Raw genomic sequence first — 19,809 nt, forward strand, 5'->3', positions numbered from 1 at the left:
ATTAGTCTAAATCTAAATCCAACTCAAGTTCGTTATTGATAGGTTCACTGTATATTTTGTCTTCAAATTCCTGAGAACCTTTTCTCTTTGCTAAAATAAATGATCCGGCTGTTATGATAAGCATAACTCCTAATCCGTATACTCCCAATGCAGTCCAAGAATAACCTTCGTATGGAGCAGCAATTTCACCTTTTATCTTAAGTGCTAAGATAATTACTAGAAGGACAGAAGTTCCTTTGATTGCCCAAATCCACCATTTTCCAACTCTGAAATCAGATAATTCATTGACATAAGTTCTAACACTCTCAAGGTTGAAGAACCAACCTAAGATAACTAATTCTAATATACCAGCAATAACAATTCCGTATTGGTTAGTAGCATAGTCTACGATATCTAATACATATAATCCACCATTAGTTGCAACTAATAGTGATAAGATTCCAGAAGTAAGTGCAAATCTATTTAAAGCTTGTACTCTAGTTAATTTAAACTTATCAGAGATAGCAGCTACTACTGCTTCCATGATAGACATAGATGATGATAATCCTGCAAAGATAAGTGTGACGAAGAAGATTCCACCGATCAATCCATTCATTCCTGGTAACTGGTTTATAGCTTCCGGGAATACGATAAACGCTAACCCTACACCGGCAGTAGAAACTTCAGCTACACTGACACCTTGAGTGTGAGCCATAAATCCTAGGATAGAGAATACTCCGATACCAGAGATTAAACTGAAACTACAGTTCCCTAACCCAGTCATAAATGCGTTGTTGACAATATCTGATTTCTTAGGCAGGTAACTTGCATAAGCATACATGATAGCAAAACAAATACTAAGTGAGAAAAAGATTTGTCCATATGCAGCTAACCATACTTGCGGATCAGTTAATTTAGAAAAATCAGGGGTAAAGAAATAATCTAACCCAGCCATAGCACCAGGAAGTGTAACTCCCCTAACTACGATAACTAATAACGCCATAATTAAAAGTGGCATGAAGATCTTGTTTGCTTTTTCCAATCCATTTTTTACACCCATTCTAAGAACACTGTAGTTTACTCCCCATACCAGTAACAACGGAAGTGCGACTTTGAGGTTTAGTCCTCCTAAGCTGGCACCTAAGTTACCTAAGGTACTAGGAGCATCTCCTAATTTTAAATACTCACCGAATAAAAATGCTTTTGGATCTGTTCCCCATGCTCCTGTAAAAGCGAAGAAAAGGTAACTGAATGACCAAGCGATAATAACAACATAATATGTAGTTATGAAAAATGCAATAAGTGTTTGAAACCATCCGATGGCTTCATATTTTTTGTTTAACTTTGCAAATACTCCGGGAGCACTAGAACGAATCTTGTGTCCCATGGCAAACTCTAATATTAATAACGGTATACCTGCTGTAAATAGTGCAACCAGGTAAGGAATTAAAAATGCTCCTCCACCATTACTTGCAGCGACATATGGAAATCTCCATATATTTCCTAAACCGATTGCCGAACCTATAGCGGCAAGAATAAACCCTGAACGAGAACCCCATTGGCCTCTGTTTTCTTCCTTACTCATAAATATCACATCCTTAATTTTTTTAAATGATAAAATAAACTTTAATGAAATTATCATTATATTATATACTATTTTTCTAATATGTCAATACTAAATTTTGAAACACCCATTTGAAATAGTAAAATAAACGACTTTCTTATTAGAAGTATATACTATAATTTTGATATGTCAATACTGAAAAACTAATTCATTTTTTCACATAGTACAGAAAAGGTAAAAAAAGTCTGCTAAAAGTACACGATGTTAAGAGTGTTAAGAAATACTAAAATAGTAATAAAAAATAAATTAAATTGAAAAAAAGTAAAGAATTTTGTACGTATTTTGTACCTAGTTATTCTCTAGAAAAAGAATAAGAAATCTTGCTATTTGGTGTTATTTATGTTAAAATCTAGGAAAGAATTAAAATAAATAATAAAGGAGGGAGAGAGCTGAGAGGTTCTCTCCCTATTTGTTACAAAAGAGAGGTGAAAAATATGGCAAAAAAAGTGGATGAAAAACTATTGGAAAGGGTAGAAAAATTACTAGTTCCAGTATTAAAACCCATAGAATTAGAATTGGTTGATATGGAATATGTTCAAGATGGAGCCTATTGGTTTTTAAGAATATACTTAGAAAAAATTGATGGTGAAATTACTTTAGATGAATGTGCTAAGGTGAGCAATAGTATTTCAGAAGATGTAGACAAGATGATAGAGGATAAATTTTTCTTAGAGGTGTCTTCGCCAGGTTTAGAGAGACCACTCAAAAAAGAGAAGGATTTTGTAAGATTTGCTGGGGAAAAAATCAAAGTTATACTAAAGCATAAACTTGAAGATTCGAGAAATTGGACTGGAGAATTGGAAAAACTAGAAGGATCTGTAGTTTATTTAAATACTGAGAAAAAAACTTTAGAAATTCCTTTTGAGGAAATAAAAAAAGCTAATATAGTTTTTGAATTTAAAGATAAATAGAGATAAGTAGGAGGTCAAAAGTGACAAAAAAAGATTTTAAAATTTTCTTAGAAGCTTTAGATGAGTTAGAAAAAGAAAAAGGGATTAGTAAGGAAGAATTAATAGAAACAATAGAGCAAGCTATCCTTGCAGCATATAAGAAAAATTATGGTGAGTACGATAATTTATCAGTAAGAATAGATGAAAAGAAAGCAAAAATAATTATTTTTGTTCCTAAAACAGTAGTAACAAGTGTTCAAGATGATGAGTTAGAGATAGAATTATCTGAAGCTCAAATGATACCTGGAAAGAAAAGATCAAAGATCGGTGACGTAGTAGAGATCGAAGAAAATTGTGAAGAGTTCAAGAGAAATGCTATCCAAAATGGAAAACAAATTGTTATCCAAAAAGTAAGGGAAGCAGAGAGACAACATCTATATGATAACTTCAAAGAAAATGAACATGAGATGTTAAATGGTATCATCAGAAGAATAGATGAAAGAAGAAACATCCATATTGAGTTTGACATGAAAGAAGCTGTATTAACTATACAAGAGCAATCACCAGCTGATTTATACAGAGTTGGAGACAGACTTAAGGTATATGTATCTGAAGTTGAAAAAACAAATAAATATCCTAAGATAATAATTTCTAGAAAGCATGATGACTTCTTAAGAAAATTATTTGAATTAGAAGTTCCTGAGATAGAAGAGGGAATAATAGAGTTAAAATCAGTAGTAAGAGAAGCGGGGTCAAGAGCTAAAGTAGCAGTATACTCAGACAATGAAGATATTGACACTGTAGGAGCCTGTATCGGTCAAAGAGGACTTAGAATCAAGAATATAGTTACTGAACTTAATGGTGAAAAGATAGATATCATCGAGTGGAAAGAGGATAAAAAAGAGTTCGTTAAAGCTGCTCTTAGTCCGGCTAAAGTAGAATCTGTAGAGATCTTAGACGATGAAGAAACAGCAAGAGTAATAGTAGAAAAGAGTCAACTATCTCTTGCTATCGGTAAAGCAGGTCAAAACGCAAGATTAGCAGCTAAATTAACAGGAATGAGAGTAGACATTAAAACTCTTGAAGATGTAATGGCTGCTGAAGAGGAAGCGAAATTATCTGAAGAACTTTCTTTAGAAGATAACAAGATAGAGGAAACAGTTGAGGGAGAAAATGAATAATACTCCTACTAGAACTTGTCTTGTATGCAGGGAAAAAAAAGATAAAAGTGAACTTTTTAGGGTTGTAGAGATAGATGGTCAGTATGTATTTGATGAAAATCAAAAAATGCAGGCAAGGGGAACATATGTGTGTAAAACCCATGAGTGCATCAAAAGGCTGTCTAAAAATAAAAAAATAAATCTGTCTAATGAAGACCTGTATAAGATGGCTATAACAGTAAAAAAAGCTCAAAAAGATTATTTGAGTTTATTAGAAACTATGAAACGTTCGGAATTTTTAAGTTTTGGAATCAACATGGTTACAGAGGATATAAAAAGGATACATTTTTTAATAATTGCTGAAGATATCAGTGAAAAAAATGATAAAAGAATTATGAGATTAGCACGAGAGAATAATATAAAATTTATTCATTACGGATCGAAAGCACAGTTAGGTGCTATTTTTGATAAACCTGAGGTAAATTTGATAGGTATCAAAAGTAAGAAGGTGGCTCGTGGTATGACGGAATAGATACTAGGAGGTATATATGAGAGTACATGAAATAGCAAAAAAATATGAAAAAACAAGCAAAGAATTCTTAGAGATATTAAACGAATTAGGTATAGAGGGTAAAAAAAGTGTTTCTGGATTAAATGAAGACGAGGTGGCTAAAGTAGAAGCTCACTTCAATTCAGAACAGGAAACTACAGAAACAGTAGAAAAAAAAGGTAAGAAGAAAAAAAAGAAAACAACTAAAGTAAAAGAAAAGAAAGAGAAAGTAGTAAAAGAAAAAAAAGAAAAAAAGAAAAAAGGTAAAAGAAACGAATTTACTATGAATAAAGCAGAAGAAGTAGAAGATGAAGTTATCGAAGAAGATGGAGTAAAATTAATAAAGGTAAGAGGTGAAATCACATTAGGTAATTTCGCTGAAAAATTAGGGGTTAATGCTTCTGAACTTATCAAAAAGTTATTCTTAAAGGGACAAATGTTAACTATCAACAGTGTTATAGACATGGAATTAGCTGAAGAGTTAGCTGATGATTATGATGCTATGGTAGAACAGGAAGAGATAGAAGAGATGGCATTTGGAGATAAATTTAACCTAGAGATAGGAGATAAAGAATCTGATCTTGTAGAAAGAGCTCCAATCATCACTATCATGGGACATGTTGACCATGGAAAGACTTCATTACTAGATGCTATCAGAGAAGCTAATGTAGCAGATGGAGAAGCTGGTGGAATCACTCAAAAAATCGGTGCTTACCAAATAGTAAAAGACGGTAAAAAAATATCTTTCGTAGATACTCCAGGACATGAGGCGTTTACAGAGATGAGAGCAAGAGGAGCACAAGTTACTGATATAGCTATCTTAGTAGTAGCAGCAGATGATGGTGTAATGCCTCAGACTGTAGAAGCTGTAGCCCATGCAAAATCAGCTGACGTGCCTATTATAATTGCAGTAAACAAGATCGACAAAGAGGGAGCAGATCCATCTAGAGTTAAAAATGAATTAATGGAACATGGATTAGTACCAGTTGAGTGGGGTGGAGATGTAGAATTCATCGAAATTTCTGCTAAATTCAAACAAAACTTAGAAGGAATCTTAGATACTATTTTAATCACAGCAGAGATGTTAGAATTAAAAGGTAATCCAAAGAAAAGAGCAAAAGGTGTAGTTATGGAATCTAGATTAGATCCAAAAGTAGGACCAATTGCCGATATCTTAGTACAAGAGGGAACTCTTAAAGTTGGAGATATAATCGTAGCGGGAGAATCTTATGGAAAAGTAAGAGCGTTACTTAATGATAAAGGTGAAAAAGTAGAAGATGCTTCACTTTCTCAACCAGCTGAAGTTATAGGATTCAATACAGTTCCAGAAGCTGGAGATGTAATGTATGTAGTTCAAAATGAACAGCATGCTAGAAGAATCGTAGAAGAGGTAGAAAAAGACAGAAAATTAAACGATCAAAACAAGAAAAAACATATCTCTTTAGAAGTTTTATCTCAACATATGGATGAGATAAACTTAAAAGAATTAAACCTTATCATAAGAGCTGATTCAAAAGGTTCTGTACAAGCTCTTAAGGAATCATTAAATAAATTATCTACATCAGAAGTAGCGGTAAATATCATCCAGGCTACATCTGGAGCAATATCTGAAAATGATATCAGACTTGCAGAAGCATCAAATGCAATCATCCTTGGATTTAACGTAAGACCAACTACAAAAGCCATGAGAGATGCAGAAAAAGCTGGTGTAGAGATCAGAACTTCTAGTATCATCTATCAAATTGTAGAAGATATCGAGCAAGCTTTATCAGGAATGTTAGACCCTGAATATAAAGAAGTTTACTTAGGAAGAATCGAGATCAAAAAAGTATTTAAAGTATCTAAAATTGGAAACATAGCTGGTTGTTATGTAGAAGATGGAAAGATCTATGCTGATTCAAAGATCAGAATTCTTAGAAATGGTGTAATGGTATATGACGGAGAATTAGCTTCATTAAAGAGATATCAAGATGATGCTAAAGAAGTTATCGTAGGACAAGAATGTGGATTAAATATCAAGAACTTTAATGACATTAAAGAGGGAGATATTGTAGAAGCATACAAGATTGACGAAATCCAAAGAACACTAAAAGATGTGAAATAATTATGAGAAAACAAAGATTATTAGGCATTGAAAAACAAATGACAAGAATAATATCGACAGCTTTATTTATGGAAGTAAAAAATCCAAAAATTCAAGGTATGGTATCTGTAACTAAGATAGAAGTTACTCAAGACCTAAGGTATGCAGATGCATACTTTAGTGTTTTATCTGTTGGAGATAATAAAGTAGATGAACTTATGGTTTTAGAAGGATTAAATGAGATCAGAAAATACTTAAGAAAAAGAGTATCTGAAGAAACTAACCTTAGATATGTGCCAGAGATCAGAGTATTTTTAGATGATACAGTGGCTAGAGCGATAAAAATATCTAACTTAATTGATAAAGTTAACAATTAGGAGGATATGGTATGTATTGGGAATATAATACATATGATGAGTCCCAGGTGAAAGACAAAGTTGAGAAGCATAATTTATCCACAGAAGTGGTAAAACTCCTGCTATCACGGGGGATTGATTCCGATGACGATATCCAGAAATTTTTAAATGCAGGTGTAGAAGATCTAGAAGATCCATTTGATTTTGAGAGGATGGAGGAGGTCGTAGAAAAGGTAATCAGGGCTAGAGATAGTAAAAGCAAGGTATTTATCTATGGCGATTATGATGTAGATGGTATAACAGCCTCTGTTTATCTGACTATTGTTTTTAATCTTATCGGGATAGGAACCTCGTATTATATTCCAAATCGTATGGATGAAGGGTATGGTCTGAATAGGCAGGCAATAGATTATGTCAATGAAAGAAGTGGAAAGGTAATCATAACGGTAGATACAGGAATTAATTCAGTAGAAGATTTTGAATATGCAAAATCTCTGGGTATCGATGTTATAATTACCGATCATCATAAAATAATAAAAGATAAAAAAGAAAAACTTTTAGTAATTAACCCTAAATTAAGTAAAAATTACAGATTTAAATATCTATCTGGTGCTGGAGTAGCTTTTAAAGTAGCTTGTGCTGTATATAAGAAATTAAATATCGATCCAAAAGATCTATATGAACATTTGGACATAGTGATGATAGGAACTATAGCAGACGTGATGCCTTTAACGGATGAAAACAGAGTTATAGTAAAAAATGGATTGATAGCTTTGAAAAACACTAAGATAAAGGGACTAAGGTCCCTTCTCAGATATTTGAAGTTATCACCTAAGGATATCAGCACAACAGATATCAGCTTTTTTATATCACCATTATTAAATGCTTTGGGAAGGATTGGAAAATCAAGAACAGGAGCAGACTTCTTTTTAGAAGGAAATGATAGTGAACTTTATTCAATTATAGAGGATATGAAAAAATCCAACAATAAAAGACGTATTTTAGAAAGAAAAATTTTTAATGAGATCAATGATGAAGTGGAGAAAATAGAGGATAAAAATAATTTGAAATATCTATTTTTAAAATCCCATGATTGGCACCCAGGTGTTATCGGGGTTGTAGCCAGCAGACTTTCTGTCAGGTATAATATTCCGGTTATCCTTATCTCGTTGCAAAATAATTTTGGGAAGGCATCTTGTAGAAGTGTAGCAGGAATAAATATATTTAATATATTAAATAATATGTCTGATACCTTGATCAGATTTGGAGGGCATGATTTGGCCGCTGGATTTATAGTGGCTAAAGATAAACTGGAAACAGTTGAAAAGGCTATTGCCAAAGGTATTGGAGAATCTACAAAAAAGTATAAAAAAGATATTATAAAGATAGATTATAACTATCCATTAGAAATGGTAGATGATAACTTTATAGGTGAACTTGCCAAGATATCACCTTTTGGAGCTGCTAATCCATATCCATTGTTTGTAGACAGAGACCTAAAATTTGTCAGGGTGAAAAAATTTGGAGTTGAAGACAAACATTTTAAAACTTTTTTAGAAAAAAATGGTAAACTTTACTCTGCTGTAGGATTTAACCTGGCTCATAAGATTGATGAAGATAATTATATAGATAAAATATATGAAATAGCATACTATCCAGAAAAAATTTGTTATAATAATAATAAAATTATTCAAATTAAGATAAAAGACATACGAAGCAATTAATAGAGATGATTTATTGATTGCCTATACAAAGTAATAAGTGCCGAGAGCATTTAAATATATATAATCACATACAAGGAGGAACAAAGAACATGAATTATGAAGTAAAAAAATTAGATAACTCAGTAGTTGAAATCACATTAAAGGTAGAAGGTGCAGAAGTATCTACTGCTAAGAAAGACGCTGTAAAAAAAATAGCTAAGGATGCTGAAATTCCAGGATTCAGAAAGGGACATGCACCTGCATCAGCTATCGAATCTCATTATGAAGGAGTAATCAAAGAAGAGATTACTGACGCTATCTTAAAAGCTCACTATGAAGCTATCTTAAAGGACGGGCAAATCAATCCTGTAGATTACATAAAGACAACTAAAGTAGACTTAGATGGAGAAAAATTTGCTGTTACATTTATGGTAGATGTATTCCCTGAGATCAAATTAGGAGAATACAAAGGTTTAGAAGCTACAAAAGAAGCATTCGAAATGAATGACGAAATTGTAAACAAAGAGATCGAAATGATGGTATCAGCTAAGGCTAACTTAGAAGATGCTGCTGAAGGTCACAAAGCTGAAATGGGAGACACTGTAGATCTTGCATTTGAAGGATTTGTTGATGGTGTAGCTTTCGAAGGTGGAAAATCTGAATCACACATGTTAAAATTAGGAACTAAATCTTTCATAGATACATTTGAAGAGCAATTAGTAGGATATGAAAAAGATCAAGAGGGAGAAATAGTAGTAACTTTCCCAACTGAGTACAATGCAGAACATTTAGCTGGAAAGGAAGCGACTTTCAAAGTTAAAATAAACGCAATAAAAGTAACTGCTACACCTGAATTAAATGAAGAATTCGCAAAGGAAGCAGGATTTGAATCTGTAGAAGATTTAAAAGCTAAGAAAACTGAAGAGATTCAAAAGAGAGAAGAAGCTAGAGTAGAGGGAGAATACAGACAAACTTTATTAAACCAAATTTTAGCTAACACTGAAATGACTTTACCTTTATCTATGGTAGCTAGAGAGATCAAAGGAAGAATTTCTGAGATGGAAAACCAATTAAAATCTCAAGGAATGAACTTAGAGATGTACTTACAAATGTCAGGATCTACAATGGAGCAATTAACTGAGCAAGTTAGACCTATGGCAATTGAAAAGATCAAATTAGACCTTATCTTAGATGAGATCGCAAAGATTGAAAAGATTGAATTAACTGATGAAGAGTTAGAAACTAAATTAGTTGAAGTTGCTTCTATGTACAAGATGGATGCAGAGAAGTTAAAGGAAGAGTTAACTAAGGCAAACAACTTAGAGAACTTCACAACTAACTTAAGAGTAGATGCTACTATGCAAAAAACTGTTGAGTTCATTCAAGCACAAGCTAAATAATTAAATTAAGTGTATAGACTTTTGGGACAAATTTTATTTGTCCCTTAAGCTATATATATAGACCACCATTTTTGCTATAAATTATATTGATTTTTTTATTAGAAAAGGTGGGTTTATCATATAAATTATTAAATATTATTTGATAATTTATATGATAAATAAAAAACATTTGGAGGTAAAAATTTATGTATAATCCAACAGTTATTGAAAATAACGGAAAAGGTGAAAGAGCCTACGACATATATTCGAGATTATTAAAGGATAGAATAATCTTTTTAGGAACAGAGATAAACGATCTAGTAGCTAACTCAATAGTAGCACAATTATTATTTTTAGAGGCAGATGCCCCAGAAAAAGATATAATTATGTACATTAACAGCCCGGGAGGAGTTATTACCTCAGGAATGGCAATATACGATACTATGAAGTATATCAAACCAGATGTACAGACTGTGTGTATAGGTCAGGCTGCGTCTATGGGAGCACTACTATTAACAGCAGGAGCAAAGGGTAAAAGATTTGCTCTGCCAAATGCCAGAGTAATGATCCATCAGCCATTAGGAGGAGCTCAAGGTCAGGCTACTGATATCCAAATTCAAGCTAAAGAGATCCAAAGAATGAAAGAATTAACTTCTAAAATAATATCTGAAACGACAGGGAAAAGTATAGAAGAAGTAAAGAGGGATACTGAAAGAGATAATTTTATGACAGCTGAAGAAGCTATGGAATATGGATTAATTGACAGAGTATTCGCAGAAGGGGAGAGATAGAATGAAAAGAGAAATACAAAAATGTTCATTTTGTGGAAAATCAGAAAATGAAGTAGCAAAATTAATAACTGGTCCAGATGCAAATATATGTGATGAGTGTATAGAAGCTTGTGGGATGCTTATAGAAGATATGCAGATAGAGATGGGAGAATCTGTAGAAGATAACAGTTTTGATGATGTTACTCTGATGACTCCTAAAGAGATAAAGGCAAAATTAGATGACTATGTAATAGGACAAGAAGCTGCAAAGAAAGTATTGGCAGTATCGGTATATAACCACTATAAAAGAATCAGACATAGAGGAAAAACTGGAGATGTAGAGTTACAAAAATCAAATGTTTTACTTATTGGTCCTACAGGAACAGGTAAGACACTTTTAGCTGAAACTTTAGCTAAAACTCTTCATGTACCATTTGCTATAGCAGATGCAACTACCCTTACAGAAGCAGGATATGTAGGAGATGACGTAGAGAATGTATTGGTAAGGTTATTACAGGCAGCTGACTATGATGTAGCAGCAGCAGAGAGAGGAATAATCTATATAGATGAGCTGGATAAGGTAGCCAGAAAATCAGAAAATACCTCTATAACTCGTGATGTATCAGGAGAAGGAGTACAACAGGCACTTCTTAAAATAGTAGAAGGGACTGAAGCACAAGTTCCTCCTCAAGGTGGGAGGAAGCATCCGAATCAAGAGTTGGTAAAGATAAATACAAAAAATATCCTATTTATTGTAGGAGGAGCTTTTGAAGGACTGGAGAAGGTAATCAAATCCAGATCCAATAAAAAAGTTATGGGATTCGGCGCTACTGTAATAAATGAAAAAAATGAATCTGAAGGAGAAGCTTTCATGAGAGTTTTACCAGAAGACCTAGTAAGACAAGGAATAATTCCTGAACTTATAGGTAGATTCCCGGTAATTACTACTTTAGCTAACTTAGATGAAGAAGCTTTGATGAAGATATTAACTGAACCTAAGAATGCATTGGTAAAACAATATAAAACGTTCTTTGAATTAGAAAATGTAGAGTTGGAATTTGAAGAAGAAGCCCTTAGAAAAATGGCAGAGTTAGCTCTAAAAAGAAAGATAGGAGCCAGAGGACTACGTGCACTTATGGAAAGTGCAATGTTAGATCTAATGTATGAGATCCCGTCTAACCCTGCTGTGGAAAAAGTAAGAATAACAGAGGAATCAGTGATGGATAATAGCAAAGCACTGATAATAGAAAAAACTAAAAAACTAAAATAATGATCGGGAGGGAAAACGATGACAAAGATTACATTTATACCTACTAGAGATCTAGTGGTTTTTCCGGGAGCTATAATGCCTCTTTATATAGGGAGAGAAAAAAGTGTTAATACATTGGAAAAATCACTGGCTGAGGACAGTAAACTAATCCTGTGTATGCAAAAAGACTTTTTAGTGGAAGAACCAAATTATACAGATGATATACATAAAATAGGGGTAGAAGCTACTATTTTACAGACAGTAAAGATGCCGAATAATACTGTAAAAGTGTTGGTAGAAGCTTCTCATAGAATTATTTTAGGTGATATAGAGGAAACCGATGGAGTAATCTATGCTGAATCTACAGCTGTTGAGACAGAGGAATTATCCGAAAATGTAGGAGAAGCTATAGTTAGAAGGGTATTAAAATCATTTGAAAGATATGCTAAATTAAGTGGTAAGATCCTACCGGATCTTTTAGTTAGCATAAAATCTATGAAAGATACAGACAAAAAATTCGACTTGATAAGTGGAAATTTAAATATTACATCTGAAGAAAAACAAAAACTTTTAGAGATATTTAATTTAGAGGAAAGAGGTTATAAACTAATAGAGATCTTAAAAAAAGAATTAGAGATCCTAAACTTAGAGAAAAAGATAGAAAATAAAGTGAAAGAAAAGATGAACTCAGCTCAAAGATCTTATTTCTTGAAGGAAAAATTAAGTGCTATAAAGGAAGAACTAGGAGAAGATCAGTCTGATGACGATGATATCTTAGAATTAAAAAAATTAATAAAGAGCAAAAAACTTCCAAAAGAAGTAAAGAAAAAAGTTGAAAAAGAGGTCTCTAAATTATCTAAGATGCCGGCATTCTCAGCGGAAGCCAGTGTAGTACGTAACTATGTAGAGACAGTATTAGACCTGCCTTGGAGCAAGAAAACAAAGGATATCTTAGATATAAAAAAAGCTCATGATAAGTTAGAGGAAGACCACTATGGGTTAAAGGAGATAAAAGAAAGGATCTTAGAATATTTGGCCGTTAAAAAATTAAATCCAAATATGAAGGGTACAATACTTTGCTTAGTAGGACCTCCAGGTGTAGGTAAAACTTCACTGGCTAAATCTGTGGCAGATGCCATGGGAAGAAATTTTTCAAGAATTTCTCTAGGTGGAGTAAGAGATGAATCAGAGATCAGAGGACATAGAAGAACTTATATTGGTTCTATGCCAGGTAAATTAATAAAAGCAATGAAACAGGCTAAAACTAAAAATCCGCTTATTTTATTGGATGAGATTGACAAGATGTCCAGCGATGCCAAGGGAGATCCTAGTTCTGCAATGTTAGAGGTACTTGACCCAGAACAAAACAAGAACTTTGAAGATCACTATCTGGATCTGCCATTTGATCTTTCCAGTGTATTTTTTATAGCTACAGCCAATGATTTGAGAGGTATCCCAGGACCACTTAGAGACAGGATGGAAATTATTAATTTAAATTCATATACTGAGTTTGAAAAGATGCACATAGCTAAAAAATATCTATTAGATGAAGCTAAGGCAGATAATGGGCTGTCTGAAATAGATGTAAAGGTATCTGATGAAGCACTCCTAAGAATAATAAACGAATATACCAGGGAAGCTGGCGTAAGAAATCTAAAGAGAGAAATTCACAGCCTGTATAGAAAATTGGCTAAGTTAGTCTTAGAAAAAAACAGGAAAAAAATAGCTGTAACAGTAAAAAATCTGGAAACATATCTTGGAAAGGTAAAATACAGACCTGATAAGATCAAGGAAAAAGAACCTAAATTAGGTGTAGTCACTGGGTTGGCATGGACAAGTGTAGGAGGAACTACATTGGAAGTACAGTCAGTATCTATGAAGGGTAAGGGTAAGATCTTATTAACTGGTAAATTAGGAGATGTAATGAAGGAATCGGCACATGTGGCTTATTCTTATGTAAGATCCGTTGCCGGTGATTTAGAAATAGATGAGAAATTCAATGAAAATACAGATGTACATCTTCACTTTCCAGAGGGAGCTGTACCAAAAGATGGTCCATCTGCAGGTGTGACTATTACAACAGCTTTAATCTCAGTATTGACAAAGAGAAAGATAAGACAGGATATAGCCATGACTGGAGAGATTACAATTACTGGAGAAGTATTACCAGTAGGAGGAATCAAGGAAAAGGTAATCGGAGCACATAGAATTGGAATTCACGAGGTAATATTACCATTAGACAATGAGTCTGATGTAGATGAACTACCTAGAGAAGTAAAGAAAGATATGACTATTCATTTTGCAAAAACTTATGAAGATGTCAAAAAAATAGCATTTGAAAGATAAAAAGGAGAAATATGAACACAGTATTAGAAAACATAAAAAAACGTAGGTCTATTAGAAAATATAAGGATATGCAGATAGAGCAAGAAAAAATTGAAGCTATTATCGAAGCGGGACTTTATGCTCCTAGTGGTCATAATGCTCAACCATGGCATTTTACTGTATTGCAAAATAAAGAGATAATAGATCAAATAAGTGTAGGAACAAAGGAAGCATTAAAAGATTGTGAAACACCGTTATTCAGAAGGATGGCAAGAAACGAAAGTTTTCATATCCTATATGATGCACCTACAGTAATAGTTGTAGCTGGTAAAAAAGAGGGAGCTTATTCTATGAAGGCAGACTTAGGCGCTGCTACACAAAATATGCTTTTAGCTGCTGAATCATTGGGAGTTTCGACTTGCTGGATAGGATTGGTAGTTGAATATTTCAAAGGTGAAGAGAAAGAGAAAAGAAATGAAGAAATGGGAATTCCTGAGGGATATGAAGTTCAATATGCTGTAACTTTAGGTTATTCATCACTAGAGGGAACTCCAAAGCCCCACGCAAGAAAAGAAAATACAGTAAATTATATTAAATAATTGAAATTTAGGATTTAAGAATTCAATATTGGTTAGATCTATAGAAAAGTTTAATCTTTATAGTTTTAACCAAAATTGGATAGAGGAGAATAAAAAATGGAAATAAAAAAATCTGATTTTGTAAAATCGGCAGTATTTGAAGCTGATTATCCAGAACCAATAAATAATTTAGAGTTTGCCTTTGTAGGTAGATCAAATGTAGGGAAATCATCTTTAATAAACAGTTTAACAAACAGAAAAAAAATGGCCAGAACTTCAAAGACACCAGGAAGAACTCAACTGATAAACTACTTCATCATAAATGATGAAACTTATCTAGTAGACCTTCCTGGATATGGATTTGCCAAAGTTCCAAAGGCTGTAAAGCAAGCTTGGGGAAATACTATGGAGAGATACCTGGCTTCTAAAAGAAGTAAATTAGTATTTGTATTACTAGATATTAGAAGAGTTCCAAGTGGAGAAGATCTTGATATGTTAGAATGGTTAGATTATTATGACGTACCATATAAGATTATCTTTACTAAGGTAGATAAGATGTCTAATAATGAAAAATTTAAGCAGTTAAAAGATATTAAAAAGAAGATAGAGTTTAAAAACAGTGATGTATTATTCTATTCTGCACTGTCTCATAAAGGGAGAGAGGAATTAGCTGAGTATTTAGATGAGGCTTTAGAAGAGTATAAAAATCATGTTGCTCCTGTAATCGATCAGGAAGATGAAAATATAGAAGATTAAAAAAAAGCTAACCATGAAAATTTACATGGTTAGCTTTTTTAGTTTTAGAAATTTTTAATGAATAAGAGTTTTCAATCTTGTTTTCTTTAACTAGATGCAACGTCACGCTGTTTTTTTCTCAGGAATTCCCACTTAGTTTCAGCAGTGATAATAGCCATAAAGATAGCTGCTCCTCCTATAATCATCTTAAATGTAAGGATTTCACCTAAAAGGATGATGGAAAAAAGTGTTCCAAAGAGTGCCTCTGTAGATAAGATGATAGCAGTTCTAGAAGCAGTAGTATGTTTTTGTGCTGTAGTCTGAAGGAAGAAAGCAATCATAGTACTAAAAATCCCCAGGTAGATTACAGCTAAAACACCAGTAGATCCAACCTCTGTAGGGAGAGTTTCAAAGAAGAAACCAGATACAAAGGACAGGATAGCAGCTACAACCATCTGTATAAGTGTAAGAAGGGTAGTGTCGACTTTTTTACTGTAGTACCCGGTCATACTGATGTGACAGGCAAAACCAACGGCACAGATAAGAGACAGAGTGTCTCCAAACCCAAGGGAGAAGTTTCCGTCAAAAGAGAGGAATCCTATCCCTAAAAAACACATTACAGCTGCAAGAAGGGACCACATATCTGGCTTTATCTTTGTTATAGCCCAAAAGATAAAGGGAACCATAACTACATTGGTACCTGTTAAAAATGCATTTTTAGAAGCTGTTGTAAATTGCAGTCCTACTGTCTGGGTAGCGAAGGCAAAAAAGAGGAAAAATCCAACAACAGATCCTGCTATAAGATCTTTTTTTTCGATTTTCTTTATCTTTTTATAGAAAATAATTCCCATAATAGCTGCTGCAATCAAGAATCTGAATGCCATCATATAAAATGGACCCAGTCCGCTGTCTAGTGCCATCTTAGAAGCAGTAAATCCTGATCCCCATATGATAGCTACAATAACAAGGGTAAGATCCGCTATTATATGTTTTTTGTTTTTTTCCATTATCTTTCCTCCTTTTGAAAGTTTTTAGATATCTATCTTAATATATATATATATATATATATATATATATATATATATATATAGTATACCTTAATTATAACTTTTTTGTAATATCGATATAAGTGAATTAAGCTTAAAAATCTTTCTATATCTTTTATTTCACCTTTATATTTATGAAAAGATACTTAGTTTCCTTGATCAATTTTTTATGAGAGTTCATTTAATCTATTCTATAGATTAACATTCCTTATTTGTTTTTCTACAAGTCTAGTTATATATTTAATGGTTTAGCTTTTCCTTCTTTTTCTAACTGTTCTAACTTCTTATTAAATGAGAACAGTATTCCTGCAATAACTAATAGATATATTACTATCGATATAAATGCCTGTAATGCTCCTAATTTTTCAACGAATAATTGAACATATCCACTTAATTTACTTGCAACCATTACTGATAAGAAGAATACGGACATCATTAATCCTTTAAGTCTAGAGGGGGCTAATTTGTCTACCATAGAATATGCTATTGGTGAGAATGATAACTCACCCATTGTCATTAAGACTATAAATCCTATTAGCCATAATATAGAAGCTTTTCCGCCTCCAATAGTTTGAAGCATGGATACAGCCATTAATGCAAATGACGAAGCTAATAATACGAAACCGATAGTTATCTTAGTAGCCATATTAAAATCTCCATTCTTGGTGGTTGCTTTCCATTGCCAAAACTTAGCAAATACTCCGGCTAATACTACACATAATATTGCATTTAATGTGTCCATCCATGTAAGAGGTATTTCAAATCCACCATATGTTAACTGTATATGATTTCTAGCATATAGTACTACTGATAATGCATTTTGATAATATGCAATCCAAAAGAAACTGGCTACAAATGATACGATACATATAACTAATATATTTTTTTTCTCTGCTTCAGTAAGAGGTTCTTTAATACCATTCTTTTTCTTAGCTGCTAATGGTTTAATACCTTTTCCATTAAGGCATGAGTTCTGTAATGTCGATAATAATATAGTGGCTAATAATAGAACCATTGATATGGTTAAGAATACATATTTATAACCATATATTGCTACTGATCCGTCAGTATTAAATGTAGCCATCCATTTAGTGGCTATAAGACCACATACTAAAGTTCCTATGAATATACCTACATTAATATAAGAGTATACTATAGAGAATCCTGCATCTTTCATACTTTCTTCATCTTCATTATACATGAGTCCAAGCAGATTTAATAAATTTCCTTTATATAGTCCTGCTCCCAATGCTACTAATCCTGTCATTATATAAATACCATTAATACTATTATATATAAATCCTGTAAAATATCCTATGGTACACAATATAAATCCTATCAATGTAGTCTTTCTAAATCCCAGAACATTATCTGCTAACCATCCACCTAACATAGGTGTAAGATATGCAAGAGCCATATATGTTGCTAATATGGAAGCCCCCTGTGTATTCATAAGTCCCAATCCACCATGTTCAATACCTGTTACCATAAATAGTAACATTACTATTCTGCTTCCATAGTATCCAAAATTAGAACACATCATTAATGATCCTAATAAGTATAAACCTTTAGGTTGTTTTTTCTTATTCATTTTCACCCTCCCCATTTAATTTTTTTAATATCATGATCAACTTCCTTGCTATTCTTTCAATGCTCCGCCTAATATTCCGGATATAAATTGTTTTTGAAGAATTAAAAATATCGCAATAACAGGAAGAGTAGATAAACTAGCTCCTAAAAGTACTTGTCCATAGTCAACTCTAGACAGCCCAACAAGTGATGAAAGGGCTACAGGTAAAGTTTTCATACTAGAATCATTGAGAACGATAAGCTGCCACATAAAATTTCCCCACTGAGCCATAAACATATATATCCCTAGTGCTGCAATAGATGGTCTCATAGTAGGAAGAACTATCTTGTAGAAAATAGCGAACTCCCCGCAACCGTCGATTCTGGCAGCTTCGATAAGTGAATCAGGAACTTTCAACATATTCTGACGCATTAAAAATATACCGAAGGCACTTGCAATCCCAGGAATGATGACAGCTTTATATGAATTTAACCATCCAAAGGCTTTCATAATATCAAAAAGAGGTATCATAGTAGCCTGTCCCGGGAGCATCATAGTTAAAAGGATAGCTCCAAATAAATAATTTCTACCTTTAAATTCAAATTTCGCAAAGGCATACCCGGTAATACTACTGAGGGCCAGAGTGAATATAGTGTATGTTATAGCTACAAAAAATGAATTAAAGATAACTCTCTGAAGATCAATTTGCTCATTTAAGGCAGATAGATTTTTCATAAAACTTTTTCCGGGAACCATCTTAGGAGGGAATGAAAATATATCTGCTGAGGAGTTAGTGGCGCCTATAAACATCCAATAGAATGGGAAAAGTGAAACAATAACTCCTATGATAATTATACTGTAACTTAATATTGTTTTTATTTTATTTTTAGAGTCCACCATTATCTTTTCCTCCTGCTTTCATTTGTATAAAGGACATGACAGCTGTGATTATTAACAGTACAACTGAGATTGCTGAGGCATATCCAAAATTTAAATTCATAAATCCTTGATTATAGAGGTAAAGTCCTAAAGATATAGTTGAGTTACTGGGACCACCCTTAGTAAGGATAAATGGTTCACTGAATAGGTTAATAGTACCTATTGTAGACATGAGCATGGAAAATAAGATGATAGGCTTCATTTGAGGGACCGTTATATGGAGAAATTGTTGAAATTTAGAAGCACCGTCAATTTCTGCAGCTTCATATAATGTATCTGAAATTCCCTGTAAACCTGCAAGCATGATGATCATATTATACCCAGTCCACCTCCAAGTAAGAGCCGCCATGATGGATACTTTAGCCCAAAAAGGATGGACCAGCCAAGGGATAGATTCAATTCCCAATATAGATAAAAGGTAGTTTAACAGCCCTTTGTCGCTTAAAAAAAGTGAAAATATTATTGAATATGCGATCATCTCTGTTACAGAAGGCAGAAAAAATGCAATCCTAAATTGAGATTTCCATTTAATGATCTTTGAATTTAAAGCAACTGCTAAAATCAAAGATAATGTAGACATAAGGGGTACCTGTATCAGAAGGTATGTAAAGGTATTTGAAAGAGCTTTAAAGAAAATAGCATCTGAAAAAAGCCTTTGATAATTTGAAATACCAGAATAAACATAACTTCCTCTTTGATAGCTATAGAAACTCAATAAGATTGTTCTAAAAAAAGGATACAGGGTAAATAATAGAAAGAGTGCTACTGCCGGGGCTATAAAATAATAGGGAGCAGTCCTCTTATTTAGTTTGAATTTAGAGAGAAGGTTACTCCTTCTCTCTTTCTCTCTTGTGATACTTATATCCATGAAAT

17 protein-coding genes are annotated in these 19,809 nt (G+C 33.1%); 12 read left to right on the plus strand and 5 right to left on the minus strand.

Going from position 1 to position 19,809, the window contains the following annotated elements; translation table 11 throughout:
- Position 1 precedes the first annotated feature (1 nt).
- On the minus strand, positions 2-1,564 hold the full coding sequence (locus tag NRK67_11535; GenBank protein ID UUV17918.1) for a sodium-dependent transporter: 1,563 nt from the start codon (positions 1,562-1,564) through the stop codon (positions 2-4).
- Positions 1,565-2,037: 473 nt separating this feature from the next.
- Between NRK67_11535 and NRK67_11540 the strand changes: the two genes are divergently transcribed.
- The 12 genes from NRK67_11540 to yihA all read left to right on the plus strand — a co-directional run bounded on the left by NRK67_11540 (position 2,038) and on the right by yihA (position 15,402).
- On the plus strand, positions 2,038-2,514 hold the full coding sequence (locus NRK67_11540) for a ribosome maturation factor RimP (GenBank protein ID UUV17919.1): 477 nt from the start codon (positions 2,038-2,040) through the stop codon (positions 2,512-2,514).
- Between the two features lie 20 nt (positions 2,515-2,534).
- Positions 2,535-3,674 (plus strand): transcription termination factor NusA, encoded by a 1,140-nt coding sequence (gene nusA / locus NRK67_11545; protein UUV17920.1) that lies wholly within the window; start codon positions 2,535-2,537, stop codon positions 3,672-3,674.
- Complete coding sequence (locus NRK67_11550; protein UUV17921.1) at positions 3,667-4,185, plus strand: DUF448 domain-containing protein; 519 nt, start codon at positions 3,667-3,669, stop codon at positions 4,183-4,185. The genes nusA and NRK67_11550 overlap by 8 nt, the downstream gene beginning before the upstream one ends.
- Before the next feature lie 16 nt (positions 4,186-4,201).
- A complete protein-coding gene (gene infB / locus NRK67_11555; protein UUV17922.1) occupies positions 4,202-6,307 on the plus strand; it encodes a translation initiation factor IF-2 in 2,106 nt (701 codons plus the stop codon).
- Positions 6,308-6,309: 2 nt separating this feature from the next.
- Positions 6,310-6,663, plus strand: a complete 354-nt coding sequence (gene rbfA / locus NRK67_11560) for a 30S ribosome-binding factor RbfA (GenBank protein ID UUV17923.1) — start codon at positions 6,310-6,312, stop codon at positions 6,661-6,663.
- Positions 6,664-6,674: 11 nt separating this feature from the next.
- The gene (gene recJ, locus NRK67_11565; GenBank protein UUV17924.1) at positions 6,675-8,366 is read left to right on the plus strand and encodes a single-stranded-DNA-specific exonuclease RecJ; all 1,692 of its coding nucleotides are present in this window, start codon (positions 6,675-6,677) and stop codon (positions 8,364-8,366) included.
- A gap of 89 nt (positions 8,367-8,455) precedes the next feature.
- Positions 8,456-9,745, plus strand: coding sequence for a trigger factor (gene tig / locus NRK67_11570; GenBank protein ID UUV17925.1), 1,290 nt, complete (start codon positions 8,456-8,458; stop codon positions 9,743-9,745).
- A 185-nt stretch (positions 9,746-9,930) separates the two neighbouring features.
- Positions 9,931-10,515, plus strand: a complete 585-nt coding sequence (gene clpP, locus NRK67_11575; GenBank protein ID UUV17926.1) for an ATP-dependent Clp endopeptidase proteolytic subunit ClpP — start codon at positions 9,931-9,933, stop codon at positions 10,513-10,515.
- A 1-nt stretch (position 10,516) separates the two neighbouring features.
- Positions 10,517-11,764 (plus strand): ATP-dependent Clp protease ATP-binding subunit ClpX, encoded by a 1,248-nt coding sequence (clpX, locus tag NRK67_11580; protein UUV17927.1) that lies wholly within the window; start codon positions 10,517-10,519, stop codon positions 11,762-11,764.
- Positions 11,765-11,782: 18 nt separating this feature from the next.
- Positions 11,783-14,089 carry an endopeptidase La gene (gene lon / locus NRK67_11585; protein UUV17928.1) on the plus strand — a complete coding sequence of 769 codons (2,307 nt, stop codon included), beginning with the start codon at positions 11,783-11,785 and terminating at the stop codon, positions 14,087-14,089.
- 11 nt (positions 14,090-14,100) lie between these two features.
- Positions 14,101-14,667, plus strand: coding sequence for a nitroreductase family protein (locus NRK67_11590; GenBank protein UUV17929.1), 567 nt, complete (start codon positions 14,101-14,103; stop codon positions 14,665-14,667).
- A 96-nt stretch (positions 14,668-14,763) separates the two neighbouring features.
- Entirely contained in the window at positions 14,764-15,402 is a 639-nt protein-coding gene (gene yihA / locus NRK67_11595; GenBank protein UUV17930.1) for a ribosome biogenesis GTP-binding protein YihA/YsxC, read from the plus strand.
- An 86-nt stretch (positions 15,403-15,488) separates the two neighbouring features.
- On the opposite strand, the gene NRK67_11600 is transcribed toward yihA, so the two are convergent.
- The 4 genes from NRK67_11600 to NRK67_11615 all read right to left on the minus strand — a co-directional run bounded on the left by NRK67_11600 (position 15,489) and on the right by NRK67_11615 (position 19,804).
- Positions 15,489-16,388, minus strand: a complete 900-nt coding sequence (locus NRK67_11600; GenBank protein ID UUV17931.1) for a DMT family transporter — start codon at positions 16,386-16,388, stop codon at positions 15,489-15,491.
- Positions 16,389-16,659: 271 nt separating this feature from the next.
- Positions 16,660-18,018 carry a peptide MFS transporter gene (locus NRK67_11605; protein UUV17932.1) on the minus strand — a complete coding sequence of 453 codons (1,359 nt, stop codon included), beginning with the start codon at positions 18,016-18,018 and terminating at the stop codon, positions 16,660-16,662.
- 48 nt (positions 18,019-18,066) lie between these two features.
- Complete coding sequence (locus tag NRK67_11610; GenBank protein ID UUV17933.1) at positions 18,067-18,897, minus strand: carbohydrate ABC transporter permease; 831 nt, start codon at positions 18,895-18,897, stop codon at positions 18,067-18,069.
- Positions 18,884-19,804 carry a sugar ABC transporter permease gene (locus tag NRK67_11615; GenBank protein UUV17934.1) on the minus strand — a complete coding sequence of 307 codons (921 nt, stop codon included), beginning with the start codon at positions 19,802-19,804 and terminating at the stop codon, positions 18,884-18,886. Before NRK67_11615 ends, NRK67_11610 begins: the two co-directional genes overlap by 14 nt.
- Between the last annotated feature and the right edge of the window lie 5 nt (positions 19,805-19,809).

Source organism: Fusobacteria bacterium ZRK30, assembly GCA_024628785.1.
In the GTDB taxonomy this organism is placed as follows: domain Bacteria; phylum Fusobacteriota; class Fusobacteriia; order Fusobacteriales; family Fusobacteriaceae; genus Psychrilyobacter.